The 26,233-nt window shown below is 66.6% G+C and carries 20 protein-coding genes and 1 pseudogene; 8 read left to right on the forward strand and 13 right to left on the reverse strand.

The window, feature by feature from the left end; translation table 11 throughout:
- Positions 1-70: 70 nt before the first annotated feature.
- Together A5784_RS38855 and A5784_RS26540 are read right to left on the reverse strand one after the other, a co-directional pair.
- Entirely contained in the window at positions 71-1,354 is a 1,284-nt protein-coding gene (locus A5784_RS38855; RefSeq protein WP_064947855.1) for a hypothetical protein, read from the reverse strand.
- Between the two features lie 444 nt (positions 1,355-1,798).
- Positions 1,799-2,485, reverse strand: coding sequence for a potassium channel family protein (locus A5784_RS26540; RefSeq protein WP_064947889.1), 687 nt, complete (start codon positions 2,483-2,485; stop codon positions 1,799-1,801).
- A gap of 80 nt (positions 2,486-2,565) precedes the next feature.
- Between A5784_RS26540 and A5784_RS26545 the strand changes: the two genes are divergently transcribed.
- Positions 2,566-4,062 (forward strand): potassium/proton antiporter, encoded by a 1,497-nt coding sequence (locus A5784_RS26545; RefSeq protein WP_064947856.1) that lies wholly within the window; start codon positions 2,566-2,568, stop codon positions 4,060-4,062.
- A 2-nt stretch (positions 4,063-4,064) separates the two neighbouring features.
- Here A5784_RS26545 and A5784_RS26550 read toward each other — a convergent pair whose 3' ends face one another.
- The 4 genes from A5784_RS26550 to A5784_RS26565 all read right to left on the reverse strand — a co-directional run bounded on the left by A5784_RS26550 (position 4,065) and on the right by A5784_RS26565 (position 9,613).
- Positions 4,065-4,748 (reverse strand): cutinase family protein, encoded by a 684-nt coding sequence (locus tag A5784_RS26550; RefSeq protein ID WP_064947857.1) that lies wholly within the window; start codon positions 4,746-4,748, stop codon positions 4,065-4,067.
- Between the two features lie 83 nt (positions 4,749-4,831).
- Positions 4,832-5,596 (reverse strand): DUF1684 domain-containing protein, encoded by a 765-nt coding sequence (locus tag A5784_RS26555; RefSeq protein WP_064947858.1) that lies wholly within the window; start codon positions 5,594-5,596, stop codon positions 4,832-4,834.
- Complete coding sequence (locus tag A5784_RS26560) at positions 5,593-6,663, reverse strand: LLM class flavin-dependent oxidoreductase (protein ID WP_064947859.1); 1,071 nt, start codon at positions 6,661-6,663, stop codon at positions 5,593-5,595. Before A5784_RS26560 ends, A5784_RS26555 begins: the two co-directional genes overlap by 4 nt.
- Before the next feature lie 148 nt (positions 6,664-6,811).
- Positions 6,812-9,613, reverse strand: coding sequence for an FAD-binding and (Fe-S)-binding domain-containing protein (locus A5784_RS26565; RefSeq protein ID WP_064947891.1), 2,802 nt, complete (start codon positions 9,611-9,613; stop codon positions 6,812-6,814).
- A gap of 75 nt (positions 9,614-9,688) precedes the next feature.
- Here A5784_RS26565 and A5784_RS26570 point away from each other — a divergent pair, with 75 nt between their 5' ends.
- The 3 genes from A5784_RS26570 (at position 9,689) to A5784_RS26580 (ending at position 12,163) form a co-directional block, all read left to right on the forward strand.
- Entirely contained in the window at positions 9,689-10,321 is a 633-nt protein-coding gene (locus tag A5784_RS26570; protein WP_064947890.1) for a cutinase family protein, read from the forward strand.
- Between the two features lie 81 nt (positions 10,322-10,402).
- The gene (locus A5784_RS26575; protein WP_064947892.1) at positions 10,403-10,960 is read left to right on the forward strand and encodes a hypothetical protein; all 558 of its coding nucleotides are present in this window, start codon (positions 10,403-10,405) and stop codon (positions 10,958-10,960) included.
- 45 nt (positions 10,961-11,005) lie between these two features.
- Positions 11,006-12,163: an acyl-CoA dehydrogenase family protein gene (locus tag A5784_RS26580; protein ID WP_064947860.1), complete on the forward strand. Its 1,158-nt coding sequence runs from the start codon at positions 11,006-11,008 to the stop codon at positions 12,161-12,163.
- A 6-nt stretch (positions 12,164-12,169) separates the two neighbouring features.
- Here the strand turns inward: A5784_RS26580 and A5784_RS26585 are convergent, their stop codons facing one another.
- The 3 genes from A5784_RS26585 to A5784_RS26595 all read right to left on the reverse strand — a co-directional run bounded on the left by A5784_RS26585 (position 12,170) and on the right by A5784_RS26595 (position 14,160).
- Positions 12,170-12,790, reverse strand: coding sequence for a TetR/AcrR family transcriptional regulator (locus A5784_RS26585; protein ID WP_064947861.1), 621 nt, complete (start codon positions 12,788-12,790; stop codon positions 12,170-12,172).
- A 102-nt stretch (positions 12,791-12,892) separates the two neighbouring features.
- On the reverse strand, positions 12,893-13,345 hold the full coding sequence (locus tag A5784_RS26590) for a 6,7-dimethyl-8-ribityllumazine synthase (protein WP_064947862.1): 453 nt from the start codon (positions 13,343-13,345) through the stop codon (positions 12,893-12,895).
- A gap of 53 nt (positions 13,346-13,398) precedes the next feature.
- A complete protein-coding gene (locus tag A5784_RS26595) occupies positions 13,399-14,160 on the reverse strand; it encodes an alpha/beta hydrolase family protein (protein WP_064947863.1) in 762 nt (253 codons plus the stop codon).
- 157 nt (positions 14,161-14,317) lie between these two features.
- Here A5784_RS26595 and A5784_RS26600 point away from each other — a divergent pair, with 157 nt between their 5' ends.
- From A5784_RS26600 to A5784_RS26610, 3 genes and pseudogenes are all read left to right on the forward strand, one after another.
- Positions 14,318-15,232 (forward strand): mycobacterial-type methylenetetrahydrofolate reductase, encoded by a 915-nt coding sequence (locus A5784_RS26600; protein ID WP_156750787.1) that lies wholly within the window; start codon positions 14,318-14,320, stop codon positions 15,230-15,232.
- A 203-nt stretch (positions 15,233-15,435) separates the two neighbouring features.
- Positions 15,436-16,711: pseudogene (locus A5784_RS26605) on the forward strand (DDE-type integrase/transposase/recombinase).
- A gap of 67 nt (positions 16,712-16,778) precedes the next feature.
- The gene (locus A5784_RS26610; protein ID WP_082945080.1) at positions 16,779-18,698 is read left to right on the forward strand and encodes a DUF222 domain-containing protein; all 1,920 of its coding nucleotides are present in this window, start codon (positions 16,779-16,781) and stop codon (positions 18,696-18,698) included.
- 3 nt (positions 18,699-18,701) lie between these two features.
- Here the strand turns inward: A5784_RS26610 and A5784_RS38475 are convergent, their stop codons facing one another.
- From A5784_RS38475 to A5784_RS26625, 4 genes are read right to left on the reverse strand one after another with little or no spacing between them, the layout of a single operon-like run.
- Positions 18,702-18,851 (reverse strand): hypothetical protein, encoded by a 150-nt coding sequence (locus tag A5784_RS38475; RefSeq protein WP_156750788.1) that lies wholly within the window; start codon positions 18,849-18,851, stop codon positions 18,702-18,704.
- Positions 18,852-18,879: 28 nt separating this feature from the next.
- A complete protein-coding gene (locus A5784_RS26615; RefSeq protein ID WP_064947864.1) occupies positions 18,880-19,602 on the reverse strand; it encodes a type 1 glutamine amidotransferase in 723 nt (240 codons plus the stop codon).
- Between the two features lie 43 nt (positions 19,603-19,645).
- Entirely contained in the window at positions 19,646-20,344 is a 699-nt protein-coding gene (locus A5784_RS26620; RefSeq protein WP_064947865.1) for a fumarylacetoacetate hydrolase family protein, read from the reverse strand.
- 23 nt (positions 20,345-20,367) lie between these two features.
- Positions 20,368-22,197 carry an acyl-CoA dehydrogenase gene (locus A5784_RS26625; RefSeq protein ID WP_064947866.1) on the reverse strand — a complete coding sequence of 610 codons (1,830 nt, stop codon included), beginning with the start codon at positions 22,195-22,197 and terminating at the stop codon, positions 20,368-20,370.
- Positions 22,198-22,335: 138 nt separating this feature from the next.
- Between A5784_RS26625 and hrpA the strand changes: the two genes are divergently transcribed.
- Complete coding sequence (hrpA, locus tag A5784_RS26630; RefSeq protein WP_064947867.1) at positions 22,336-26,232, forward strand: ATP-dependent RNA helicase HrpA; 3,897 nt, start codon at positions 22,336-22,338, stop codon at positions 26,230-26,232.
- Position 26,233: the final 1 nt, after the last annotated feature.

The raw sequence follows: 26,233 nt of genomic DNA on the forward strand, positions 1-26,233 counted from the left end.
TGCGGGCATCGTAGTGACAAGCGTGCCTGACCCATGCTCAACGATGTGCGGCAGGTCCGACGGCGGCCGCTCAGATTGTCAGCTCGTGCCGGGTTTCCTCACGCTTACGGGACCCGTTACGTGAGCCACGACCCGTTGCACGAGGAGTGCCGATCGTCGCCGACAGCACCGCCGGTTCTTCCGGCCGGGCTTCGAGAACCCGGTGTACCACCGGTTCGGGGACCGAATCCCCGGACTCGGTCTGCGGCCCCACATAGACAACGGCGTCGGGCGCGTTCGCGATCACGGCAATGTCGGTGCATACCGTCAAGGGGGCCGACCATGCGACCTCGACGACGAAAGTCACCCCGTGGTTGGGATCGAAGGGCGGCCCGTGCGGCGTGACGTTTGAGACGGTGATGTCCGCGGCACCGACGAAGCGTTGATCGGTGGTGTCGGGAAGTTGCTGCGAAAACTGGTTGTACTCGCTGGCGGAGACCATGACAACCGAGTCGGCGTTGATCGCATCCCAATTGAGATTGACGACGTTGCGACCCGGATTCATCTGCCAGAACACGCGAGCTGACACGGGAACCTCCGGTTTGTATTGGTTGAGGGGGTAGGGATTATCCGGATTCGGTCCGGGGAGAACGATATTGATCGGTGTGCCATCCGGCCGCTTGCGCGGGTAGGCATTGTCGAGCATCTGTTTGAACTGGGGGAACGGGTCACCGGTGTCCCCCGACAGGTTGCGGTACACGCCGCGCAGTGTCGGTGCGGCCGCCGCCACGATCCTGTCCACGCTGTACCCGAGCTGGTAGCTCAGGTAATAAATGAACAGTGTTGCGCAGCCGATCTTTTCGTCGGGTGCGTGGTCGTGATCGTCGTTGGTGTTGATGTAGTCGAGGCGATCGCTGTTCAGCCAGAGCCCAGCGGTGTCGAAACGCGGCATCGACCAGCCCAGATTGCTCTGATGCAGAAACTCGGCCGAGAGGAACCTGGACAAGCCTTCGCCTGCCTCGCCCTCGTTGGATCCGTCGCTGGCGAACCAGCCCTTGTTCTGCGACAGCATGAACATCTCTACGACTTCGGCAACCAACAGATAGCGGACCACATCGAGGCTCGAACCGTTGCCGGGGCGCAGCGATATCGGCGGCCCCCAACTGGCTCCGGCGTAGCTGCCCGGGATGATGTTGACTGCTACCGGCAGCGAGTACGGCAGCTCAAGGCCTGGGAACCACCGCGCCATCATCGAGTAATCCTGTTCGCAAACCTGCGCGAGGCTGTTCGCCCGATTCTTGCCGTCCGCGTCAGAAAGACTGTTGTCGTAGCTGATTGAGTAATGAGTCGTCGAGGCAGCAAAGACAAGTGTCATGATCTCTTACCTCCTGTCCAAGGCTTCGCCGCCCCTGGTTGGTGCGTTGTACGAGCCCGAACCGAACGCTACGGCGGCAACTCTGGCGTGGATTGAGTAGTTCACTACTCGAATCGGATTCGGTCGTTGCCGACGCACAGATACGCTGAATCATTGCTGCAGAAACGATTTCACTGTCGTCCGCGTGCTTCGAGTGGCCGACTACTCGTGACCGCGGCATCTGCCGTTGTCAGCGTCGGCGATATTCACGTCGGCCTTGGCGGTCGCCGTCCGCGAGACGCGCGTTGCCATACATCCAGATCTTCCACCAATTCCGGTGTGGGGATATGGAATTGGCGACGCCCGCAGAGCCTGGCAGCAGCGCCGATCGGCTGGTGATGGTGCTCCCGATGGACGACGGCGGTGGTATGCAGATGTGACGCTGAGAAGACGGCCGAGGTTCCGTCAGGCGTCGTCGAGCATGTCGTGGAGGAACTGGCCGTGAACCGCCGCCAGCAGTGATCCCTCCGCGGCGCGGTTGGCGATGAACAGCATTTCGTCGCCGGCCTCGAGCACGTCCTCGGGCTGCGGCAGGATGACCTGCGAACTGCGGACCAAGCTCACCAAGGCGGTGTTCGACGGGAGATCCAACTGGTCGACGCGCCGGCCGACGAGCGGGTTGGCTGCGGGCAGAGTCAGTTTGGTCAGCTCGGCCCGACCGCCGCGCAGGCCCATCAGCCGCACCAGGTGGCCGACATCGATGGCGCCCTCGATGCCGGCTACCAGTGCGCCCGGTGTCGACACGGCAACGTCGATGCCCCAACTCGGGCCGAACAGCCACTGGTTGCTGACGTCGTTGATGCGGGCGACGACCCGCGGCACGGCGAATTCGGTTTTGGCGAGCAGTCCGATGACGAGATTGGCCTTGTCGTCGCCCGTCGCGGCGATCACTACGTCGCAGGTCTGGATTCCGGCTTCCTCGAGCGCGCTGATCTCGCACGCGTCGGCCAGCAACCAATCCGCGTCGGCCGCCGTCTCCGGCTCGAACTTGCGGCGCTCCCGATCGATGAGCAAGACCTTGTGGCCGTAACCGAGCAACTCTCTGGCAACGGATCGCCCGACGTTGCCCGCGCCTGCGATCGCGATTCGCATCTTCCGTTCCGCCACCCGGCTATTTTCGCCTATACACCGGGCCTCACCGCAGGCTTCGGTACTGATTTACTTTCACGTTGATGAGCTTGCAACAGTTGTACCTGGCCTTGTTGATCGGAGGCCTTGTGCTGCTCGCAAGCATCATCGGTACGCGCGTCGCGACGCGCGTGGGGTTTCCCAGTCTGCTGCTGTTCTTGTTGGTCGGCGTCGTTCTCGGTGAGGACGGCATCGGGCTGCACTTCGACAACGTCGAACTCGCACGGAATGTCTGCACGGCCGCCCTCGCGGTGATCCTCGTCGAAGGCGGTTTGACCACGCGCTACGCCGACATCCGCAAGGTGTTGGCCCCGGCGGCGTCACTGGCGACCGTCGGTGTGCTGATCAGCACGGTCGTCACCGCGGTCGGTGCCCACGTGCTGCTGCGCATGGATTGGCAGCTGTCCCTTCTGCTCGGGGCGATCGTCGCCTCCACCGATGCGGCCGCGGTGTTCTCGGTTCTGCGCGTGTTGCCGCTACCACGGCGTCTCGCGGGCCTGCTCGAGGCCGAATCCGGGTTCAACGACGCACCCGCGGTCATCCTCGTGCTGATGTTCAGCGTGGTGCCCTTCGTGCTCGAACCCGAGGGTGCGCTCACCGAAATCGCCTACGAGCTGGTGGTGGGTGTCGCGCTCGGCCTGACGGTCGGACTTCTCGGGGCGATCGCGTTGCGTCGCATTGCCCTACCGGCGTCCGGGCTGTACCCGATCGCGACGTTCGGGTTGGGGCTCGTCGCGTTCGCGGCAGGCGGCAGCGCGCATGCGAGCGGGTTCATCGCGGCGTACCTGGCGGCCGTCGTGCTCGCCAATTCCGGGTTGCCGCACCGGTCGGCGACGCGGTCGTTCGCCGAGGGGCTCGGCTGGCTGGCGCAGATCGGCCTGTTCGTCCTGCTCGGGCTCTTGGTCAACCCGCATGAACTGGCCGACGACGTGATCCCGGCGGTCGTCATCGGCTTGGTGCTGCTGTTGGTCGCCCGCCCGCTGTCGGTGTTGGGAGCGCTGGTCGGCTTCCGTATTCCAGTGCGTGAGCAGTTGTTCCTGTCGTGGGCCGGGCTGCGTGGTGCGGTGCCGATCGTGCTGGCCACCTTCCCGATTGTGGTCGGCGTGACAGACAGCCACCGCCTGCTCAACATCGTGTTCGTGCTGGTGGTGATCTTCACCCTGGTTCAGGCCCCGAGCCTGCACTTCGTTGCCCAGCGGCTGGGGCTGGTGACCGCCGAGTCCACCCGGGAGATCCAGGTCGAAGCGGCGCCACTGGATGTTCTCGACGCGGAACTGCTCACCATGACGGTGCAGCCGTCGTCGCGTCTGCACAATGTCACGATCCTCGAACTGCGCCTGCCGTACCCCGCGGTGATCACGCTGATCGTGCGGGACGGGCACACATTCGTCCCGTTGCCCGATACGCGCATCGAGGTCGGCGACGAGCTCCTCATCGTCACGACCAGCAAAGTGCGGCCCGCCACCGAAGCGCGGCTGCGCGCGGTCAGCCGCCGCGGCAAGCTGGCCCACTGGTTCGACGAATACGGTCTTCTGGAGTGAGGTCAGGTGCGCACGTTGATATGCCGTGCGGCCCACTGCGCGCCGAGCTGAATCAGCCCGGATTGTTGGTAGCGGACGTGCGCGTCGAAGTCCCGGCCGAGCGAACATATGGGGTCGTTGGTGTTGCACAGGTCGGCGGTTCTTGCACCGAAGTCGGGGCTCATGCGCGTCAGGGGCTGGCCGAGCCGCGCCGACGGATTGCCGAAGACGACGATCGACGCGATCCGCGGGACGACGGCCGCGGGTAACGGCGCGTTGTAACCGAGGCCGGCCACCGGTGAGGTGGCGACGACATCGACAACGGCCGCGCCCTGCGAGTAGCCCCCGAGCACGATTTTCGTCTTCGGGCATTGCGACGCCGTGGCCTGGGCATGCTTGCTCATGTCGGTGGCCCCGGCCGCGGCCTTGAGAAAATCCCACGACGCGGGGTACTGGACGGCGTAGGTACTGACGCTCGAGCCCTTGACCATCGGACGCAGCGTGTCCACGAATGCCTGGCCGACCGCGCCGATACCCGAGGGCTCATCGGTGCCGCGCGCGAAGATCACCTCGACGTCCGAGCACTTCGGCGCGGCAGATGCGACCGCGGACGTGGCCGCGCACCCAGAGGTGACCAGCATCGCGGCGGCGATGGCTACGTGGATGCCCGGGCTGAGGCACCGTCGAGAGGTCGTGCCGACAGGCATGATTCTCCTCGACGTATGCCGGATCGGCCCTGTGCAGATCCCTTCCCAATAACCACTTTTACCACTCTGTCAACAGCCCGAGGTCAGCGTGGCTTCTTCTCGCCGGCCTCCACCGCGACGGTGAGCCGGTTCTCGGCGGGCGCCACGGGGCACGTCGCGTAGTCGGTGAATGAGCACGGCAGGTTGGCGGCCCGGTTGAAGTCGAGGGTCACGGTTCCGTCGTCATCAGGCGCGGCGACAGCCAGGGATCGGGCGGCAGGGTAGGTGGTCACGCCGCTGGTGGCATCGGTGAACAACACCTGCAAGCCGCCGTCGCGGCCCGCGAAGGCGACGAGCTGATGGGCGGTCCCTGCCAACTCGAAGTCGAGGACACCGACGGCCGCGTGGTGGTGCTCGAGGCCTTCCACGACGGCGCCCGTCGTGACCGTGACCCGTTCCGGATACGGCGCGAACGTGCCGGTGACGCGCCACCGCTCGTCCGGCGGGTAGGCGGGGATGCCGTGGTAGCTCAGCAGATGGGGTGACTTGGGATCGTGCACCCGAAGCGCGACCGACCCGGTCCGCCGGATCACCTCGATGCGTCGGTCTCCGTCGGCGACGAGTAGCCCGGGCGCGCCTTCGGCAGGTTCGAGCCGCTCGGTGCCGTCGATCCCCTCGACGTACACCGCGGCCTCGTCAGCCCGCCAACGGCCCGGAAGGTCTGCGACGGTATCGAATTCGTCGGTGAGCCAGTACAAGCCCGTCAGGCTCACCCAGCCCAGTGGATCGCCGTAGTAACGTTCGCGCTCGCGGTGCCAGTCGTCCCACTCGGCTTCGAATGTGGTTTCGGACGTGTCGGCGGTGGTCATGACGTCACCTCTTTCTGAAGGGATTGCGCGGCAAGGGGTCTGCTGGGAATGAGGGCTCGGAGGGTCGGCGCCACCTCGCTCTGGAACAACTCAAGGCTGCGCCGCTTCTGCACTGCCGATACACCGTCGGCGTCGGCGCTGAGGTGGATCACCTCGTGGCCGAGCTGTTCGTGGTAGCGGCCGACCTTGTCGAGCACCTGCTGCGGGCTGCCGACCAATGCCGAGCTGCGGGCGACGAAATCCTCGATGGTCTCGAACGCCACCGGCAGGCCGGCGCGACGAGCAAACGTCAGCCGGGTTTCGAAGATCGGCCGGTATTCGGCGATCGCCTGCTGCGTCGTCGGCGCGACCTGGAATCCCGCTGTGCCCGCGCCGACGAGCGCATCCTCGGGGCGGTGCCCGTAGAACTCCCAGCGCTGCCGGTAGTACCGCACCAACTCGGCGTACGGCTCGATCGGATGGGTCACGTTGGCGGAGAAGAGCGGATCACCGTGGCGGGCGGCGAGGTCCACCGAATCGCGACTTGTCGCGCTGCCGTGCCAGATTCGGATGCGCTCCTGCAGAGGGCGGGGCAGTGCCTTGGCATGGGACAGTGGCGGGCGAAACCGCCCCGACCACGTCACGTCCTCGCTGTCCCACAACAAGCGGAACAGTTCGTAGCCTTCGCGATTGCGGTCCCATTGGTCGGCGGCGGTCACGTGGAACAACTCGGCCTGGGCAGCCCCGTTGCCCTTGCCGATGATCAGCTCGAGCCTGCCGTCGGACAGGTTGTCCAGTGTCGAGTAATCCTCGAACGCCCGCACCGGGTCGAGCAGGCTCAGGGTGGTCACCGCGGTGAACAGCCCGATGCGAGACGTACGGGCGGCAATGTTGCTCAGCACCACCGGCGGTGACGACGAGATGAACGGGTCCTCGTGGCGTTCCCCGACCGCGAACCCGTCGAACCCCAGTTCCTCGGCGAGTGCCGCGGTATCGACGACCTCGCGCAGCCGCGCGGCAGGGCTCTTCTTCTCGCCGGTGACCGGGTCGGGTTGATGCGTGATGAGCGTGAGCAGCAGGAATTTCATCGGTACCCGGCTACGGAATGACGGGCCATACCTCGCCTCCTCCATCGTTTGCCGGCAACAGCATGGTTGCGGCGACGGTTCGACGCCAAGGTTTTCCGTCGCGCTGAGTCAGTTGCGACGATCTATACGAACCGAGGTGTTCGCGGTTTCATTCCAGCCGCGCGGCCAGCAGTTCGGCGAGGTGCAGTCCGCGGGTATGGGCCAGATCGTTCAGCTGCGTGCGGCACGAATATCCGTCGGCCAGCACCACCGTGCCGGGTGCCGCCTCCCGCACGGCGGGCAGCAACTGCTGCTCGGCGATGGCCACAGACACTTCGTAGTGGCCTTTCTCCACGCCGAAATTGCCTGCCAGGCCACAACATCCACCCAACTTCCGGACGGTTGCGCCGGCACGGCCCAGCAGTGCGGCGTCGGCATCCCACGTCATCACCGCGTGATGGTGGCAGTGCGGTTGCGCCACCACCGCCGCGCCGTCGAGTTGTGGTGGCCGCCAAGATCTTTCGGTGAGCAGCTCGGCGAGCGTGCGGGTGGCGGTCGCCACGGGCGTGGCTTTCTCGCCGAGCAGTTCGGCGGCGTCCGAGCGCAGCACGGCCGTGCAGGACGGTTCGAGGCCGACGATGGGGACACCGGCGTTCGCGCTCTCGGTCAGCTCGTCGACCGTGCGACCCAAGATGCGTTTTGCGGCGTCGAGCTGCCCGGTGCTGATCCACGTCAACGCGCAGCACTGCTGGCGCCCCGTCAACCGCACCCGCAGGCCCGCGGCCTCCAGGACGGCCACGGCGGCCTGGCCGACCTCCGGGCTGAAGTAGTTGGTGAACGTGTCGACGAACAGCAGCACCGGATCACCGCTCACCGGTTGGGTGTGTGTGCGGTCGAACCAGTCGCGGAAGGTGTGGCGCGCAAACGGCGGTATGGCACGACGGTGGTCGATGCCAGCGCCGCGCAGTGCTAGCCGGTCGACACCGGGTAACTGCGCCGCGGCGTTGACCAGACCGGGAGTCCTACTGGCCAACCGTGCCCACCTCGGCAACCAGCCGAGCGAGTAGTGCGCGGGTGGGCGCAGTCGTCGTCGGTAACTCTGGTGCAGCACTTCGGATTTGAACATCGGCATGTCCACCCCGGTCGGGCAGTCCGAGGTGCAGCCCTTGCAGGACAAGCACAGATCGAGGGCCTCGTGCACCTCCCGCGCCCGCCAGCCGCCGGTCACGGCGGTGCCGTTGATCATCTCCTGCAGCGCCCGGGCGCGGCCCCGGGTCGAATCCTTCTCATCGCGCGTCGCGAGATACGACGGGCACATCACCCCGCCCGAGGTCCGGTTGTCGGCACGGCACTTGCCCACCCCGGTGCAGCGGTGCACGGCCTGGCTGAAGTCTCCGCCATCGTGCCGGTAGGCGAATGCGAGGCCGCGCCGCATGGCAGGTGCCGCGGGGACCCGCAGGTCCGCGTCGAGCGGGCGAGGGTCGACGATCACCCCGGGGTTCAGCACGTTGTCCGGGTCGAAGACGTGTTTGACCGCCGCGAACGCCGCGAGAGCGGCGGGCGAGTACATCATGGCCAGCAGTTCGCTGCGGGCCCGGCCGTCGCCATGTTCCCCGGACAGTGAACCGTGGTAGCCGACGACGAGACGCGTTGCGGCCATGAGGAATTCGTGGAACCCCGCGACACCGCCGGGACGCTCGAGCGGCCAGTCGATCCGGATGTGCAGGCAGCCGTCTCCGAAATGCCCGTACGGCAGCCCGGTGACACCGAAATCGCTCATCAGGGAATCGAATTCGCGCAGATAGGAGCCCAGCTGCAGCGGCGGCACGGCGGCGTCCTCCCAGCCCGCATGGGCGGGCTTACCGGCTGGACTCCGCGACGACAGCCCCGCACCGTCGGCTCGGATGCGCCACAGCGCCGCCTTGTCTGCGGCATCGGTGACGACGCGGGCCGCCACAGCACCACACCGGGTGGAGACCTGTTCGGCCCGGCCGAGCACCTCCGCGAGATCGTCACCGGCGATCTCGACGAACAGCCACGCGTTGCCGCGCGGCAGCGGCGGGACGGCGCCCGGTCCGCGCCGCTCGGTCACCACGTTCACGATCCGGGAGTCGATGCCCTCACAGGCCGTGGGGGAGAAGGCCAGCACGCCGGGCGCCGCGTCCCCGGCCGTGGCGATGTCGTCGTAGCCGAGCACCACGAGCACCGCGTGGACCGGATCGATCACCAGACTGACGGTGGCCTCGGTGAGAACCGCGAGGGTGCCCTCCGACCCGGCCATCATGCGGGTGACGTCGAAACCGCGTTCGGGAGCGAGATGTTCGAGCGCATACCCGGATACCTGACGCCCAAATGTCCCAAGCTCGGTGCGGATGGTGCCCAGATGTGCGGCGGTGACATCGCGCAGCGCCGCCATTGTCGGGCCCTCGCCGGTGACAGCGGTGTCCAGCCGGGCGCCGGACCCGGTATAGCCGCGGACGCGCAGCAGGTTGTCGGAGGTTCGGCCGTAGCCAAGTGCGCGCGATCCGCAGGCATTGTTGCCGATCATGCCGCCGATCGTGGCGCGCGTGAACGACGACGGGTCCGGGCCGTACCGCAGCCCGAGCGCGGCGGCGCGGCGTTGTAGGTCCGCTTGGATGACCCCGGGCTGTACCACCGCGCTGCGGGATTCGGCGTCGATGTCGAGCACCCGGTTCATGTGCCTGCTGAAGTCCAGCACCACTCCGGTGCCGATCGCATTGCCTGCGATCGAGGTTCCGCCGCCCCGCGAGGTCAGCGGAACCCCCTCGCCGCGGCAGACGGTCAACACCGCCTCGACCTCGGCCTCGTCGTGCGGTCGCACCACGACGAGAGGAAGCACCCGGTACAGCGACGCATCCGACGTGTACAGCGCCCGCGTGGTGTTGTCGGCGGCGACATCACGCACGCCGGCATGGCCCAAAAGGGAGGCCAGGCCCGCCGCGTCGATCACGGTTCGCACGCTACCGAACCCCGCAACCTGTGCTTTGATCGGCGGATGAGGCACCGGGGGCTGACGCAGCTGGCGATGGCGCTGGCGGGCGTGCTGATCGCGACGCCTGTGGTCGTCTCGGCCCACCCGGCAGCCGCCGATCCATGCGCCGACGTCGACGTGACGTTCGCGCGCGGCACAGGTGAACCACCGGGTATCGGTCGGGTCGGGCAGGCGTTCGTCGACGCACTGACGCCGCAACTGGGCGACCGTTCGGTGAGTACCTATGGCGTCAACTATCCGGCCGGCATCAACTTCCTCACCACAGCCGACGGCGCCAACGACGCCGCCGCGCACATCGCATGGATGACAGAGCAGTGCCCCGGCGCGCAGCTGGTGTTGGGCGGGTTCTCCCAGGGCGCGGCGGTGGTCTCGATGCTGGCGGGCGTGCCGCCGCTGGGCAGCACCATCGGTACGTTCGGATCGGCGCCGGCGCTGCCCCAGCCGAGCTCCGACGCGATCCGCGCGGTGGCGGTGTTCGGCAATCCCGGTCAGCGTTTCGGCACTCCGCTGTCGAGCACGGGGCTGTTCGCAGGCCGGGCCATCGACCAGTGCAGCCTGGGCGACCCGATCTGTGTCCAGGGCGGCCGGGACCGTGCGGCACACAGCAATTACGAACTGCCGCCGTACAACCAGCGGGCGGCGAATTTCGTCGCAGGCCGCCTCTGACGTTTCGGGGAGCTAACGATCGGGTCCTAACTCGGACTCGGCCCTCCCAGATCACGCCCGCGCGTGGTGTCGTGGACGGTGATGGTGCGTTCCCTGTTGTCAGTGCGCCGGTTGCCTCAGCTGGCAGCCGCCGGCGCGGTGTGTTCGGCACTGCTGGCGGTGGCGCCCGTGCCCGCTTCCGCAGGGCCTGCCACCGACGCGCAAGGGTTCGTCGACTCCACCGCGCGGTGCGGCACCGTCGACGCGACGGTCCTCTACGGCAGCACCGACGCGTCGCGCGTCGCGATCTGCAAGACCGGCAACACCTTCGAATACCGCGGTGTGCGGGTGCGCGACGGCGCCAAACTGGTCGCGCCCGCCACGGCGTCCGGCGATGGCTTCCGCGCGGAGTCCAGCGGTTTCACCTACACGGTGACGGCGAAGTCGTTGGTGGTCAGTCAGGGAAACACGACCATCCGCGAGGAGACCATGGTCGATTTCCACCGGCCGGGTACCTCGGCGCCGCAAGGGGCGGCCCAGGGCACTCCGGTGCCGCAGAACGCACCGACAGCGCAGAACGTTCCACAACCACTCGAGTCGGCGACGCCGTCGACACCGCTGCCGCCGCCGCTGCCCGCCGAGGTGGGCGCCAAGCGGTAACGGGCACCGGCGTTCGGTACCCACCACGCGGGCATAATCCAGCGCATGCCTGCCGGAACGCTCACCGCCGATGAACAGCAGATGGTCGAACTGGTTTCGGAGTTCGTCGATCAGCGCGTCCGGCCGCGGGTCCGCGACTACGAGCAGGACGATATCTACCCCGAAGAGTTCATCGAGGAGATGAAGCAGCTCGGCTTCTTCGGGCTGCTCGTACCGGCCGAGTTCGGCGGCGTCGACGTCAGCACCGCCTGTTTCGCCCGCATCACCGAGGAACTCGCGCGCGGCTGGATGAGCCTGGCCGGTGCTATCGGCGGCCATTCGGTGATCAGCTATCTGATCAAGACCTTCGGCACCGACGCGCAGAAACAGAAGTACCTACCGGCGATGGCCGACGGGTCGATCCGGGCGACCATGGCGCTCACCGAACCCGGCGGCGGCAGCGACCTGCAGGCCATGCGCACCACGGCCACCGCCGACGGTGACGAGTGGATCATCAACGGCTCCAAGACCTGGATTTCCAATGCGGCGCACTCGGGGCTGTTCGGTCTGTTGTGCATCACCGACCGCGACGCCACCCCGGCGCACCGGGGCATGAGCGTCATACTCACCGAACCCGGTGAGGGACTGGTGATTTCGAAGAAACTGCCCAAACTGGGCTACCGCGGTGTCGAGGCGTGCGAGGTGGTTTTCGACGGGCGCCGGGTCGGCACCGACGCGATCTTGGGCGAGGTGCCCAACAAGGGCTGGGCGCACATGATGCGCGGCCTGGAAGTCGGGCGCATCCAGGTCGCCGCACGCGCCCTCGGCGTCGGCCAGGCCGCGCTCGACGACGCCGTCCGGTACGCGCAGGAACGGGAGTCTTTCGGCAAACCCATCTGGAAACACCAGTCGGTCGGAAACCTGTTGGCCGACATGGCAACCAAGCAGCGCGCCGCCCGGCTGCTGACTCTCGATGCCGCCGAGAAACTCGATGCGGGCGAACGCGCGGACATGGAAGCCGGGATGGCCAAGCTGTTCGCATCGGAGACCGCCATGCAGATCGCGCTCGACGCGATCCGGGTGCACGGCGGCTACGGCTACTCCAAGGAGTACGACGTCGAGCGCTACTTCCGTGATGCCCCGCTGATGATCGTCGGGGAGGGCACCAACGAGATCCAGCGCAACGTGATCGCGGCACAACTCATCGCCCGCAACCCGATCTGAGCCGGCTCAGTCCGCAGAGGCTGCGTAGAGCTGCAGGTAGGCGGTCAGCGCGCGGGCGCCCTCGGCCAGCACCGCACGATCGCTGTCCGGTCCGGCCCGGTGGGCGACTTCGAGCAGACGGTTACCCATTTCCACTGCCACCGCAGTGACCAGCGGATCGGTCCCCGGGCGCAGCAACCGCCACGCCAGTAGCGATGTGTGCACGGCGTTGGCGAACTCTGCGCGGCGCAGACGCGGATCGGCAAGCAGGCCGCGGGCCAGGCTGTTGTAGTGCAGCGTCACCAGTTGCGGGTGGCTGCGCATGTGTTCGTAGTGGAAATCGAAGAGCGCGTGGACGACCTCGCCGAGGCTGCTCGGGGTCAGCGCCCTCAGGATGGCTGTGCCGTCGGCATCGCGGCGGTCGAGATGCTCCAGCAGGATCTCCGAGAGGATGGCATCGCGGTTCGGGAAGAACTGGTACACCGTCGCGACGGGTACGTCAGCGCGCTCGGCGATGGCGCGGGTGGTCACCGCGTCGGCCCCGTCGGCCTCCAGCAGATCCATGGCCGCGGCCATGATGCGCTCGACGCGCCGTTTGCTGCGCTCCTGTACCGGTTGTCGGCGACGTAACCCGTTTTGGGTGACCACCTACGCATGGTCCCACACCAATAACGTGAATTAGATTCATGTTAGGGTTGATCGGCGGTCGGCCGACCAACCGGTTTCGAGGGGTTACCAGCTGTTCGGCCGCTATCCCAGCGTCTTGTGTAGTTCCAGGGTCGCGGTGACCGCGTCGGCGGCCTCGGCGCCCTTCTTCACGAAGTGCTCGGTGAAGTACCGGACGTGCTCGTCATGCTCGTGGAAATGATGCGGCGTCAGCACCACCGAGAACACCGGGACGTCGGTGTCGAGCTGCACGCGCATCAGCCCGTCGATGACGGCCGTCGCCACGAATTCGTGCCGATAGATACCGCCGTCAACCACCAGCGCGGCGGCGACCACTGCCCGGTAACGGCCGGTGCTCGCGAGCCGCTTTGCCGTCAACGGGATCTCGAACGCACCGGGAACCTCGAAGAACTCCAGGTTGTCATCCGTGAAGCCGGCGGTGCGGATCTGGTCGGTGAAGCCCTCGCGCGCCCGGTCGACGATGTTGCGGTGCCAGGTGGCCTGCACAAATGCGATCTGGGTGGCTGAGTCAGTCATTACGGCTCCTCGTGCAAGGGCTTGTCGGTCATGCCGAGACGCTACCTCAGCCGCTATGCGCCACCGAGGTATGCGTCGGCCCACGCGCCGATGATGCGTCCCGCGCGTTTGGCCTGGCCCGGACCGGTGAGCAGATGCTCGGAGCCCTCCAGCGACACGAAACTGCGGGGGTGCCGCGCGGTACGGAAGATGTCACTGGCGTTCTTGATGCCCACGGTGTTGTCGGTGGGCGAGTGCAGGATCAGCAATGGCAGCTTGAGGGCCTTGATCTTGTCGTGCAGCTGGGCGGCGCGGACGTCTTCGACGAATGCCCGTTTGAGCGTCAGCGTCTTGCCGCCGACCATCCATTGCGCGCTGCCCTCGGCGAAGACGCACTCGAGCACGGCGTCGTACTGGTGCTCGACGTGGACCGGATCGATCGGCGCGCCCACGGTGACCACCGCACGGATCCCCGGTGCCTGCCGCGCCGCGGCCAGCACGGCAGCGCCGCCGAACGAATGGCCGATGAGGATCTCGGCAGGGGTGCCGCGGCCGGACATGAACTTGCACGCCTCGACGATGTCGTCCACCTTGTGCGTGAACGAGCCGTCACCCCAGTCGCCCTCGGACCCGCCGAGACCCAGGGCGTCGTAGCGCAGCATGCCGATCCCGTCGCTTGCGAGCTGCTTACAGATTCGCGATGCCGCCGGCGAATCTTTGCCGAGCGTGAAGCCGTGCGAGAACACGCCCCAGCCGCGGATGGGGCCGTCGGGCAGATCGATAACACCCGCGAGCATCGGGCCCGTCGAGCTGGGGAAGATCACGCGTTCAGCCATGCAGGAGGTCTATCACGCCGGTACCCTGTGTGCCCCGTCACTTTGGGACCCAGCGAGGTGACCGGCCCGTCACAGCGGCAGCGCCGATACGTAGTCTGGAGGTCATCGGCCACTGCTGGTCAGTGCTGCCCGGCATGCTGCGACTGAACGCAATGAGATGTGGAGCAAGTTCGTGCCCCTGAACACCATCGCGCTGGAACTCGTCCCGCCGAACCTGGAACGCGGCGTGCAGTACCCCGTCGAGGAGGCACGGAAAGTGCTCGCCCTGGCGGCCGAGACGGGTATCGACGGCCGGATCGGCCACGTGATGATCCCGGGCATGATCGATGAGGACGACGACCGTCCGATCGAGATGAAGCCCCGGATGGATGTCCTGGACTACTGGAACATCCTGCGGCCCGAACTGCCGGGGATGCGTGGTCTGTGCACCCAGGTGACGTCGTTCCTGGACGAGGCGGCGCTGGGCCGGCGGTTGACGGATCTGAGCGGCGCCGGATTCGACGGCATCGCGTTCGTCGGCGTTCCCCGGACCATGAAGGACGGCGAGGGTGAGGGTGTCGCGCCGACCGATGCCCTGTCGATCTACGAGCAACTCGTCCCGAACCGAGGCGCCATCCTGATCCCGACCCGCGACGGCGAGCAGGGCCGGTTCAACTTCAAATGCGAGCGAGGCGCGACGTACGGCATGACGCAGTTGCTGTACTCCGACACCATCGTCGGGTTCCTCAAAGAGTTCGCCAAGACCACCGACCACCGGCCCGAGATCCTGCTGTCGTTCGGTTTCGTGCCGAAGATGGAGACCAAGGTCGGTCTGATCAACTGGCTCATCCAGGATCCCGGCAACGAGGCGGTGGCGGCCGAGCAGGAGTTCGTCAGCCAGCTGGCCGAGCGCGACCCGGAAGAGAAGCGCAAGCTGATGCTGGACCTGTACAAGCGGGTGATCGACGGCGTCGCCGACCTCGGCTTCCCGCTGAGCATCCACTTCGAGGCGGCCTACGGCGTGTCCAAGCCCGCGTTCTCCACGTTCGCCGAGATGCTCGCCTACTGGTCGCCGAACCGCGTCAACCAGTAGCTCACGCGGCCCTGTTGCCTCATGACAGGGTGCGCTTGTTGATCTGGGTTCGGGCGGTGGCGCCGGCCCATGCGCGCGCATTTTTCAGGTGTCAACAGGGCAACCGTGTCATCTCCCAAGACATCGGTGACAGTTCTGCATCAGGACATCGGTGACGGTTCGGGTGGTGTTGGTGGTGACACTTGGGCCCCGAGGCTCGGGCGGTGCCTGCCAATGAACCCATCGATGCTCGTGTCCGCCTGGCGATCGCCCAGTGGCCCGATGACGCGCCCCGCGGCGCGGTCTCGACGTTCTGCGCCGAGCACGGCATCTCCCGCAAGTCGTTCTACGAGTTGCGCAAGCGGGTAAAGACCGACGGACCGGCCGCGGTGCTCGAACCCAGGACCCGACGACCGAAGTCGAGCCCGTCGAGGTTGAGCGACGAGGTCAAGGGACAGGCCGTGGCGGTGCGTGCTGCCCTGGAGGCCTGCGGCCTGGACCACGGGCCGATCAGTGTGCACGAGAAGATGCGCGCGATGGGCCTAGAACAGGTCCCTTCGGTGGCGTCGCTGGCGCGCATCTTCCGCGCGGCGGGCGTGGCTCGACTTGAACCGAAGAAGAAGCCCCGCTCGGCGTGGCGGCGGTTCGTCTATCCGGCCCCGAATGCGTGCTGGCAACTGGACGCCACCGAGTACGTACTGACCCGTGGACGCAAATGCGTGATCTTCCAACTCATCGACGATCACTCCCGCTACGCGGTCGCCTCCCACGTGGCCTGGGGTGAGACCGCCGAGGCAGCGATCACCGTATTCGACAAGGCCGTCGCCATTCATGGTGTGCCCCAACGACTTTTGTCCGACAACGGGATCGCTTTGAACCCCACGCGTCGTGGGTACGTGGGCCAGCTGGTCAAGCATGTCTCGCGCCTGGAGGTGGAGGCGATCACCGGCAAGCCGTACAAGCCGACCGCTCAAGGGAAAAACGAACGCTTCCATCAAACATTGTTCCGCTACCTAGACAAGCAACCGCTCGCCAGCACGCGAGCTCAGTTGCAGGCCCAAGTCGACGCCTTCGATCACATCTACAACACCCAGCCCCATCAGGGGCTCCCCGGGCGCATCACACCCCTGGCCGCATGGCAGGCCACCGCAAAGGCCGAAGCTCCCCGCCCCAAACCCGATCCCCTCGTCGAGGTCTACGCCGCTGCCAAGCGTCACCGGCCCGCACCGCAACCCAAGGACCTACCCGCCGGCACCAGCCTCAGGACCCTGAACACCGCCGGCGCCTTCACTCTGGCCGGAGTCACCTACAAGGTCGACGGACGACGCAGCCTCGAGGAGGTCCTCATCGTCACCGACGGCGACACGATCGCCGTAGCCGACCTCGACGGCGAGGTCCTCATCGAGCACACCCGCCCCCGCACCCGGAATCACATACGTCGGCAACGGACGACCCCGTGGCCAACGCCCTAACCACGACGAACCGTCACCGATGTACTGACACATCAACTGTCACCGATGTCCTGAGACATCACATCAACAGGGCAACCGTACATGTCAGTGGTCGAATGTATGTTCGAATCATGCAGGCGGATGCGGTCCAAGCGGCGGCGGGGTTGCGAGCCGCGTTCGACGCGTTCGCTGCATGTGAATTCGGTTCGCTGTCTCGCGCCGAACTGATGGAGGTGCTCGACGAGTACGAGGCATTGAGCTGTCAGCTGCCTTCGGTGTGGCATCGACTGTTGGCCCAGCTGCAGGCCGACACCACACCGCGGGAGTTGGGCGCCAAATCCTGGAACGAGGTGCTGCGGATCCGGTGGCGGCTGTCGAGTGCCGAAGCCGGCCGCCGGCTGGGTGAAGCCGCTGAGTTGGGGCCACGCCGCGCCCTGACCGGGGAGCCGCTGCCGCCGGTGCTTCCGGTGATGGCCGCCGCCCAGAGCGCCGGACTGATCAATCCCGACCACGTCAAGGTGCTGCGCGACGCGATCAAAGGGCTCCCCACCTTCGTCGACCATGCCACCCGGGAGCAGTTCGAAGCTGACCTGGTCCGCGTCGCGGTCGGGGTCGGCCCCAAAGAACTCAAAGAAACCGCCGAGTTGCGGTTGTTTCTGCTCGATCAGGACGGCCCCGAACCCGACGACACCGAACGCGCCCGCAAACGCGGAGTCACCATGTCCAAACAGGGGCGTGATGCGATGACCGCACTGACCGCCAATCTCACTCCTGAAGCCGCCGCCGTGATGGAAGTGCTGTTCGCCAAGTTCGCCGCGCCGGGCATGTGCAACCCGGATGACGACGAACCGTGCACGTGCGGAACCCCCACCCAAGACCAGATCGACAATGATCACCGCAGCTTGGCTCAACGCCAACACGATGCGCTACTGGTCATCGGACGCATCGCGCTGATGACGGATCTTGGTCAGCTCAACGGGTTGCCGGTGTCGATCATCATCCGCACCACCTTGCAAGACCTCGAACGCCGCGCAGGGATCGGGGTGAGCGGCGGCGGCATCAAACTGCCCATCAGCGACGTGATTCGCATGGGCGGGCACGCGAATCATCACTTGGCGATCTTCGATGAGGCCACCGGCGCCGCCTTGAACTATTTTCGGGCCCGCCGGACTGCCAGCCCGGCCCAGCGGATCATGCTGATCGCCCGCGATGGCGGCTGCACTAAACCGTGCTGCACCGTCGGCGCCTACGGCACCCAGGTGCATCACGCGGTGGCGGATTGGGCTGATGGTGGTAATACCAACATCGACGAGATGGCTCTGGCGTGTGGCCCCGACAACCGTCTCGTGAACACCGACGGTGGCTACACCACCACCATCAATCTTCGCGGTGAGGTGGAGTGGCAGCCCCCACCCGGACTTGACCACGGCCAAAACCGGATCAACTACCACCACCGCCCCGAACTTCTGCTCACCCCACCAGAACAAGACGACCCCGACGGGACGCCGGGTGCGGCGCACTTGCCCAGACCCGTCCAAGACCTCACATGGGAATGGGAACAGCGAGCACACCCCAAGGTCAGACAGGATCCGGAGCCGCACAACGAGTTCAAACTGGACCCCGAGTCACACAAAGATCCTGAACCCGAGCTCAAGCGGAACCTCCAAGCAGAACATCCACCCGAAGCGAAGCCAGGCCTCGAGTCGCAGCCAGGTTGCCCGCCCGCGGAAATCCCGGGGCCGGCTGCCGCAGCTCAGAACTGGGACCGCGAACCGGAACCGGACGAGGCTCACGCGCCCGAGCGGACACCGGAATGGGACCTCGAGCCCGACCCCGAATGGGACCTGACACCCGACCTCACTCAGGTGCTGGCCTGGGAGCAAGGGCCCGACTGGGCCTCAGAGTGGGACAACACCTTCGACCCATCCAATGTCGAATGCCTCTGGGACACAGAGGCATTCACCCCAGAGTCGTCGGGCCGGTACCACCCACCCAACAACCACACCCCAAGGGGCAAAGCGGTGCGCGGCCCATAGCCGTCACCCACGGTGGCGCCACGGGCTCGGCGTTCGTCGGCGCATCGGCTCCAGGCCGGTGATCACGTTCAACGTCGGTTGCTCGACGCCGTTGAGGCGTTCGGCCCACGGCACCATGGCGTCACCGATCCAGGCCTGAGCAGAGTCGGACAAGACGCCTGATCTCAGCTTCCGCCGAACCCTACTGAGGCGCGGCGCGAACCACCCGCGACAGGAAACCGCGCACCAACGCGCGCATGCGCACAGCCGAATCATCCGCGAGTTCTTTTGTCCGCGTACGTAAATCGTCGTGGGTCAGGCCGACCGCGGCAGCGGCCGCCTCCTGCTCGTCTTCGCTCATCCAGACCTCAAGCAGTGCCGGGTCGAGTTCGGGATGGAACTGCAGACCCAGCGTGCGGCCCAGCACGAACGCTTGCGACGCACTGCCGTTCCGGGCGATTTCGACGGCGCCCGGCGGTGTCGTCCAGCGATCGAAATGCCACTGGAACCACGGGCCGGGCGGGACAAGTTCCGGATCGTCGGTGCTGATGTAGTACCAGCCGACCTCGGGGGAATCTGACTTGCCGACGGTCCCGCCGAAGGCCTGGGCGAGCAACTGGCCGCCGAAGCACACCCCCAGCAGACCCACACCCGCCTCGGCCGCTTCCCGCAATGCGCCCATCTGAGCGCCGACCCAGGTGGCGCGCAGGGCATCCTCGTACACGCCCCAGCGTCCGCCCATCGTGACCACCACGTCGTAGCGGGTCAGGTCGGGGAAGTCCACCTCGACGGCCGGGTTTTCCAGTTGCTCACGAGAAACCACGGCGAAGGTGTCGACGTCGAATCCGTTTTCGGCGAAGGCCTCACCCAGCGTCGTCCCCGGTTCGGCGGGGTCGTTGCGGATGATCAGTACATTCGATGCCACGCCTCATGCTATTTCCCGTGCTGATCGCGGTCGGGGACCGGGGTCAGACGCGCGGGCCGACCGTGAATGTGAATTCCGCGACGCCGGCAACCCCGCCGGACACCACATCGCCGGGTTGCACAGGGCCGACGCCGGCCGGTGTGCCGCTGAAGATGAGATCACCGGCCGCGAGCTCCACCGCCGTCGATATGGCGCTGATGACCTCCGGCACTGACCAGATCAACTCGGTGAGATCACCGCGCTGTTTGAGATCGCCGTTGACCCGCAGCCAAATCTCGCCGGCCTCCGGGTGGCCGACTTCGGCCACCGGATGGATCGGTGTGCACGGAGCCGACGCGTCGAAGCCCTTGGACCAGTCCCACGGCCGGCTGAGCCGCTTGGCCTCGTCCTGCAGATCACGGCGGGTCAGGTCGACGCCGACGCCATAGCCCCACACGAGGTGCAACGCGTCGGCCGCGGCGACGTCACGCCCGCCCGATCCCAACGCCACCACGAGCTCGATCTCATGGTGCAACGCCGAGGTCAGCGACGGGTAGGCGATGGTGCCCGCGGCGTCGACGACGGCGTCGGCCGGCTTCATGAAGAAGAACGGCGGCTCACGGTCCGGATCCTTGCCCATCTCGCGGGCATGGGCGGCGTAGTTGCGGCCGACGCAAAACACCCGCCGGATCGGAAAGCATGCCGTTCCGCTGCTCACCGGAAGCGACGCCTGGCGTGGCGGAGTGATCACGTAATCGGCCATGTGACCATCCTCGCGCAGCGCGCTCAGAATGCCGCGTTGTCCAGCTCCATGACGTCGCCGTCGATCGACTCGATGACCTCGCGGACGGCCGTCAGCAGCGGCAACATGTTGTGCGCGAAGAACTTTGCGGCCGCGATCTTGCCCTGATAGAACGGCCGGTCGCGCTCACTGGCCGTTGCCAGCGCCGCGGCAGCGATCTGCGCGCTGTGCAGCAGCCGCCATCCGATCATCAGATCGCCGACGGCGAGCAGGAACCGCACCGAACCGAGCCCGACCTTGTACAGCTGCTCGGGCTGCTCCTGCGCGGACATCAGGTAGCCGGTCAGCGTGGCGGCCATGGCCTGAACGTCGGTGAGCGCGGTGTCCAGCCGGGCGATTTCGGGCTGCAGTTCAGTGGATTCGGCCTTGATGGTCGCGGAGATCTGGGTGGCGACGTGCGCCAGCGCACTGCCCTGATCCCGCACGATCTTGCGGAAGAAGAAGTCGAGCGCCTGAATGGCCGTGGTGCCCTCGTACAGCGAGTCGATCTTCGCGTCGCGGATGTACTGCTCGATCGGGTAGTCCTGCAGGAAGCCCGAACCGCCCAGGGTCTGCAGGGATTCGGTGAGCACCTCGTAGGCGCGTTCGGAGCCGACCCCCTTGACGATCGGCAGCAACAGATCGTTGACGCGATGCGCCAGCTCGGCGTCGGCACCGGAAACATGCAGTGCCACATCGGAATTCTGGTGCGCAGCGGTGTACAGATACACGGCGCGCAAGCCCTCGGCGTAGGCCTTCTGGGTCAGCAGGCTGCGCCGCACGTCGGGGTGTTCGATGATCGCCACGCGGGGCGCGGTCTTGTCGGCCATCGCGAGCATGTCCGAGCCCTGCAGGCGTTCCCGCGCGTAGGCCAGCGCGTTGAGATAGCCCGTCGACAGCGTGCCCGCCGATTTCACCCCGACCGTCATGCGGGCGTTCTCGATGACGCGGAACATCTGCGCGATGCCGTTGTGGACATCGCCGACGAGGTACCCGACCGCAGGCACGTCGTGGGCGCCGAACGTGAGTTCGCAGGTGGGAGAAGACTTGATACCCATCTTGTGTTCGACGCTCGTGACATACACGCCGTTGCGTGCGCCCAGTTCCAGGGTCTCCGGGTCGAACAGGTACTTCGGCACGTAGAACAGACTCAAACCCTTGGTGCCCGGCCCCGCTCCCTCCGGGCGAGCCAGGACAAGGTGGAAGACATTCTCGGCGGTGTCGCCGACATCGCCTCCGGAGATGAAGCGCTTCACGCCTTCGATGTGCCACGTGCCGTCGGGTTGGGCGATCGCCTTGGTCCGCCCGGCGCCGACGTCGGAGCCGGCGTCCGGTTCGGTGAGCACCATGGTGCCTGCCCAGCCCTTGTCCATGCTCATACGCGCCCAGCGTTGCTGCTCTTCGGTGCCCACCTCGGCCAACGTGTGGGCCATCGCCGGTCCCAGGCCGTAGAAAAACATGGCAGACGGGTTGGCGCACATGATCATTTCCTGGACGGCCCACACCAGTGCCGCGGGTGCGGGGACACCGCCGGCGTTCTCGGCGACGCCGATGCGCCACCATTCGGCGTCTTTGACCGCCTGCACGGTCTTGGCGAGCGGTCCGGGTACGGAGATTTCGTGGGTGGCCGGGTCGAACGCCGGCGGATTGCGGTCGGCTTCGGCGAAGGATTCTGCAACGGCGCCTTCGGCCAGCCGCGCGACTTCGTCGAGCATGGTGTGCACGGTGTCGCTGTCGAGGTCGCCGTAGGACCCCGAATCGAAGATCTCCCCGAGCTTGAGCACCTCGAACAGGTTGAACTCGATATCCCGCACGTTGGCGATGTAATGACCCACGATCGGCAAGCGTCGCCGACGCCGGTTCGGGTACGCAAGCGTAGGTTGTGGCAACCTACGGCTACGGAACCGGAGGTTGCCAGCTCAGCTGATGCTATGACCTGTATCACACTTGGCCATACACCTATCCTTGGTCGAGTGTCCCAACCGTCAGTCGCTGAGCTGCGTTCCCGTCTCGACGACCTGACCATCCGTGACGCCGCCCGGCTCGGCCGCCGGTTGAAGAATCTCCGGGGCGGCAATATCCCCGCGAACCTCGTCGAACAGTTCGCCGCGGCAGAGGCTCTCGTGCTCACCCGGCAGGCGGCCGTCCCGACCATCACCTACCCGGATCTGCCGGTCACCCAGCGCCGCGATGAGATCGCGAAGGCCATCAGTGAGAACCAGGTGGTGATCGTCGCCGGCGCCACGGGTTCGGGCAAGACCACGCAGCTGCCCAAGATCTGTCTGGAGTTGGGGCGCGGTATCCGCGGCACCATCGGCCACACCCAACCGCGACGGCTGGCGGCCCGGACGGTCGCCCAGCGCGTCGCCGACGAACTCGGCACGCCGCTGGGTGAGGCGGTCGGATACACCGTGCGGTTCACCGACCAGGCCAGTGATTCCACCCTGGTCAAACTGATGACCGACGGCATCCTGCTCGCCGAGATCCAACGGGACCGCCGGCTGCTGCGCTACGACACGCTGATCCTCGACGAGGCCCACGAGCGCAGCCTCAACATCGACTTCCTGCTCGGGTATCTGCGCGAGTTGCTGCCGCGGCGCCCCGATCTGAAGGTCATCGTCACGTCGGCGACCATCGAGCCGGAGCGCTTCGCGAGGCACTTCGGTGGTTCCCCGATCGTCGAGGTGTCGGGGCGGACGTATCCCGTCGAGATCCGGTACCGGCCGTTGGAAGTGGCTGTCACGGCTGATGATTCAGAATCAGACTCAGCTGATCCGGACGATCCCGATCACGAGATCGTGCGCACGGAGATCAGGGACCCGACCGAGGCGATCGTCGACGCTGTGCGCGAGCTCGAATCCGAACCTCCCGGCGACGTGCTGGTGTTCCTGTCCGGTGAGCGCGAAATCCGCGACACTGCAGAAGCTCTCAAGGATCTGCGCAACACCGAGGTGCTGCCGCTGTACGCGCGCCTGCCCACCGCCGATCAGCAGAAGGTGTTCCAGCCCAGTCATACCGGACGACGAATCGTGCTGGCCACCAACGTCGCCGAGACCTCGCTGACCGTTCCGGGCATCCGCTATGTCGTCGACCCGGGAACCGCGCGCATTTCCCGCTACAGCCGCCGCACCAAGGTGCAGCGCTTGCCGATCGAACCGATCTCACAGGCGTCGGCGGCGCAGCAGGCCGGCCGGTCGGGCCGCACCGCACCTGGCATCTGCATCCGGTTGTACTCCGAAGAAGACTTCGAATCCCGGCCCCGCTACACCGATCCGGAGATTCTGCGCACCAATCTCGGCGCGGTCATCCTGCAGATGGCGGCACTCGGACTCGGCGACATCGAGCAGTTTCCCTTCCTCGATCCGCCCGATCAGCGCAGCATCCGCGACGGTGTGCAACTGCTGCAGGAGCTCGGCGCCTTCGACTCGGCGGGCGCCCTGACCGATGTCGGGCGCCGCCTGGCCCGGCTGCCGCTCGACCCGCGGGTCGGCCGGATGATTCTGCAGGCCGACACCGAGGGGTGTGTGCGCGAGGTGCTGGTGCTGGCCGCCGCGCTGTCGATTCCCGACCCGCGGGAGCGCCCGGCCGACCGGGAAGAGGCCGCCCGGCAGAAGCATGCCCGGTTCGCGGACGACCACTCGGACTTCATCTCCTACCTCAACCTGTGGAATTATCTGCGTGAGCAGCGAAACCAGCTCTCCGGCAACGCGTTCCGGCGGATGTGCCGCGAGGAGTTCCTGCACTACCTGCGGATCAGGGAGTGGCAGGACCTGGTGGGGCAGCTGCGCAGCATCGCGCGTGACATCGGGATCAGGGAGAGCGACGAGCCCGCCGAGCCCGCGAGCATCCACGCCGCGCTGACCGCGGGTCTGCTGTCCCATGTCGGGCTGCGCGAGGGGGAGACGCGTGACTACCAAGGTGCCCGCAATTCGAAGTTCGTGCTGGCTCCCGGCTCGGTGCTGACCAAGAAGCCTCCCCGCTGGATCGTGGTGGCAGACCTGGTGGAGACCAGCAGGCTGTTCGGCCGGATCGCCGCGCGTGCCGAACCGGAGGCCATCGAGCGCGTCGCGGGACATCTCGTGCACCGCAATTACAGTGAGCCGCACTGGGAGGCCAGGCGGGGCGAGGTGATGGCCTTCGAACGGGTCACGCTCTACGGGCTGCCGTTGGTCCCGCGCCGCAAAGTCGGATACTCCTCGATCGAACCCGATTTGGCCCGCGAGTTGTTCATTCGGCACGCGTTGGTGGAAGGGGATTGGCAGACCCGGCACCACTTCTTCCGCGACAATGCCCGGCTGCGTGCGGAACTGGAGGAGATCGAGGAACGCGCACGTCGGCGTGACCTGTTGGTTGGCGACGACGACATCTACGCGCTGTACGACGCGCGGATCCCGGCTGACATCGTGTCGGCCCGCCATTTCGATGCGTGGTGGAAGAAGCAGCGGCACCGTACTCCGGATCTGCTGACGTTTACCCGCGATGATCTGTTGCGGTCCGAGGACGGTGCGGACAACCCCGACACCTGGCAGGCGGGAGATCTGCAGCTGCCGCTGACCTATCGGTTCGAGCCGGGGGCCGCCGACGACGGCGTCACTGTGCATGTGCCGGTGGGGGTTCTGGCCCGGCTCGGCGGCGACGGATTCGCCTGGCAGGTGCCCGCGCTGCGGGAAGAGCTGGTCACTGCGCTGATCAAGTCACTGCCCAAGGATCTGCGCCGCAACTTCGTGCCGGCCCCGGACACCGCACGGGCCATCCTCGGTGACATCGATGCTTCCGCGCCATCATTGCTTGATGAGGTGCAACGTGAACTGCGCAGGCGCAGCGGCATTTTGGTGCCGATCGACGCGTTCGACCTGAGCAAGGTGCCCGACCATCTGCGGATGACGTTCGCCGTGGAAAGCGCTGACGGCAAAGAGGTGGCGCGCGGCAAGGACATCGATGCGCTGCGCGAGCAATTGGCCGTTCCGGTCGCCCAGGCGGTGGCCGACGCGGTCGGAGGTGATCTGGAGCAGACCGGTCTGCGAACCTGGCCCGAGGACCTCGACGAGCTGCCCCGCACCGTGGAGACGGCTTCGGCGGGCCACACCGTTCGCGGTTACCCGGCGTTCGTGGATACCGGTAAGGCAGTGGATATCCGGGTTTTCGCCACCGAGGCCGAGCAGGCTGCGGCGATGGGCCCCGGGCTGCGCAGACTGTTGCGGCTCACGGTGCCGTCGCCCGTCAAGGCGATCGAACGCGGGCTGAATCCGCGTGTGCGCCTTACCCTCAACGCCAATCCCGACGGGACGCTGGCCGCGCTGCTCGAGGACTGCGCCGACGCAGCGGCGGGTGTGCTGCTCAAGCGGGCAGTGTGGACCAGGGCCGAGTTCGCTGCGCTGGCCCAGCAAGCCGGCAAGGAACTCGGACCGACCACCACCGCGGTGGTGAACCGGGTCCAGGCCGTGCTGACCGCAGCTCACGAGGTGCAGGTGGCCCTGCCGGACAAGCCGACGCCGCAGCAAGCCGACGCGGTCGCCGACATCCTCTCCCAGCTGGATCGCTTGTTGCCCAAGGGTTTTGTGACGGCCGCGGGTGCGGCACGGCTGGCCGACCTGGCCCGCTACGTCACCGCGATCGCCCGCAGGCTCGACCGCTTGCCCCAGGGCATCGCGGCCGACCGGGAGCGTATGGCCCGGATGCACGCCGTCGAAGATGCCTACGATGATGTGGTTCAGGCACTTTCGGCGGCCCGCGCAGCCGATCCGAAGGTGGCGGAGATCGCCTGGCAGATCGAGGAATTCCGGGTGAGCCTGTGGGCCCAGCAGCTCGGCACGCCACGTCCGGTCAGCGAGCAGCGAATCTACAAGGCGATCGACGCGATCCAGAACTGAT

This window comes from Mycobacterium sp. 852013-50091_SCH5140682 (assembly GCF_001665685.1).
Classification (GTDB): Bacteria; Actinomycetota; Actinomycetes; order Mycobacteriales; family Mycobacteriaceae; genus Mycobacterium.

What these genes read in the sequence shown, in the direction of transcription:
- A5784_RS26550 (WP_064947857.1), bottom strand. Translation starts at nt 4,748, where the DNA reads ATGCCTGTCGGCACGACCTCTCGACGGTGCCTCAGCCCGGGCATCCAC.
- A5784_RS26595 (WP_064947863.1), bottom strand. Translation starts at nt 14,160, where the DNA reads ATGGCTGAACGCGTGATCTTCCCCAGCTCGACGGGCCCGATGCTCGCG.
- A5784_RS26545 (WP_064947856.1), top strand. Translation starts at nt 2,566, where the DNA reads ATGAGCTTGCAACAGTTGTACCTGGCCTTGTTGATCGGAGGCCTTGTG.
- A5784_RS26570 (WP_064947890.1), top strand. Translation starts at nt 9,689, where the DNA reads ATGGCGCTGGCGGGCGTGCTGATCGCGACGCCTGTGGTCGTCTCGGCC.
- A5784_RS26575 (WP_064947892.1), top strand. Translation starts at nt 10,403, where the DNA reads ATGGTGCGTTCCCTGTTGTCAGTGCGCCGGTTGCCTCAGCTGGCAGCC.
- A5784_RS26590 (WP_064947862.1), bottom strand. Translation starts at nt 13,345, where the DNA reads ATGACTGACTCAGCCACCCAGATCGCATTTGTGCAGGCCACCTGGCAC.
- A5784_RS26555 (WP_064947858.1), bottom strand. Translation starts at nt 5,596, where the DNA reads ATGACCACCGCCGACACGTCCGAAACCACATTCGAAGCCGAGTGGGAC.
- A5784_RS26600 (WP_156750787.1), top strand. Translation starts at nt 14,318, where the DNA reads ATGTGGAGCAAGTTCGTGCCCCTGAACACCATCGCGCTGGAACTCGTC.
- A5784_RS26580 (WP_064947860.1), top strand. Translation starts at nt 11,006, where the DNA reads ATGCCTGCCGGAACGCTCACCGCCGATGAACAGCAGATGGTCGAACTG.
- A5784_RS26610 (WP_082945080.1), top strand. Translation starts at nt 16,779, where the DNA reads ATGTATGTTCGAATCATGCAGGCGGATGCGGTCCAAGCGGCGGCGGGG.
- A5784_RS26540 (WP_064947889.1), bottom strand. Translation starts at nt 2,485, where the DNA reads ATGCGAATCGCGATCGCAGGCGCGGGCAACGTCGGGCGATCCGTTGCC.
- A5784_RS38855 (WP_064947855.1), bottom strand. Translation starts at nt 1,354, where the DNA reads ATGACACTTGTCTTTGCTGCCTCGACGACTCATTACTCAATCAGCTAC.
- A5784_RS26620 (WP_064947865.1), bottom strand. Translation starts at nt 20,344, where the DNA reads ATGGCCGATTACGTGATCACTCCGCCACGCCAGGCGTCGCTTCCGGTG.
- A5784_RS26560 (WP_064947859.1), bottom strand. Translation starts at nt 6,663, where the DNA reads ATGAAATTCCTGCTGCTCACGCTCATCACGCATCAACCCGACCCGGTC.